The sequence below is a fragment of the Rahnella sp. ChDrAdgB13 genome (genome assembly GCF_017655185.1).
In the GTDB taxonomy this organism is placed as follows: Bacteria; Pseudomonadota; Gammaproteobacteria; order Enterobacterales; family Enterobacteriaceae; genus Rahnella; species Rahnella contaminans.
Genome location: NZ_JAEMGT010000194.1, coordinates 1 through 1,179 on the forward strand (window position 1 = coordinate 1; position 1,179 = coordinate 1,179).

The window sequence follows — 1,179 nt, forward strand, 5'->3', positions numbered from 1 at the left end:
TATCAGCGATTAAGCGATAACTTTAGCAACAACACCAGCGCCTACAGTACGGCCGCCTTCACGGATTGCGAAACGCAGACCGTCATCCATCGCGATTGGGTGGATCAAGGTAACAACCATTTTGATGTTGTCGCCTGGCATTACCATTTCAACGCCTTCTGGCAGTTCGATAGTACCGGTCACGTCAGTTGTACGGAAGTAGAACTGTGGACGGTAGCCTTTGAAGAATGGAGTATGACGGCCACCTTCATCTTTGCTCAGAATATAAACTTCAGATTCGAACTGGGTGTGTGGTTTGATTGAGCCTGGTTTTGCCAGAACTTGACCACGTTCGATATCTTCACGTTTGATACCACGCAGCAGAACACCAACGTTCTCGCCTGCACGGCCTTCGTCCAGCAGTTTGCGGAACATTTCAACGCCAGTACAAGTTGATTTCACGGTATCTTTGATACCAACGATTTCAACTTCTTCGCCGACTTTAACGATACCGCGCTCTACACGACCGGTTACAACTGTACCACGACCAGAGATGGAGAATACGTCTTCGATTGGCAGCAGGAATGGCTTGTCAATTGCACGTTCTGGTTCCGGGATGTAAGAATCCAGGAAGCCAGCCAGTTCAATGATTTTTGCTTCGTAGTCTGCATCGCCTTCCAGTGCTTTCAGCGCTGAACCGCGAACAACCGGAGTGTCATCGCCTGGGAAGTCGTACATAGACAGAAGTTCACGAACTTCCATTTCTACCAGTTCCAGCAGCTCTTCGTCATCAACCATGTCACATTTGTTCAGGAACACGATGATGTAAGGAACGCCAACCTGGCGACCCAGCAGGATGTGCTCACGCGTCTGAGGCATAGGGCCGTCAGTTGCAGCAACAACCAGGATCGCGCCGTCCATCTGAGCAGCACCGGTGATCATGTTTTTCACGTAGTCGGCGTGCCCTGGGCAGTCAACGTGCGCGTAGTGACGGCTTGGGGTGTCATATTCAACGTGTGAAGTGTTGATGGTGATACCACGAGCTTTTTCTTCTGGTGCGTTATCGATCTGGTCGAATGCGCGTGCAGAACCGCCGTAGGTTTTAGCCAGAACGGTAGTGATTGCTGCAGTCAGGGTAGTTTTACCGTGGTCAACGTGGCCGATAGTACCAACGTTAACGTGCGGTTTTGTACGTTCAAA

1 protein-coding gene is annotated in these 1,179 nt (G+C 50.5%); it reads right to left on the reverse strand.

The genetic code is table 11. From position 1 onward, the window contains the following. Nucleotides 1-9 precede the first annotated feature (9 nt). A partial coding sequence (gene tuf / locus J8X26_RS26440) for an elongation factor Tu (protein WP_195826124.1) occupies nucleotides 10-1,179 on the reverse strand: 1,170 nt, incomplete at its 5' end.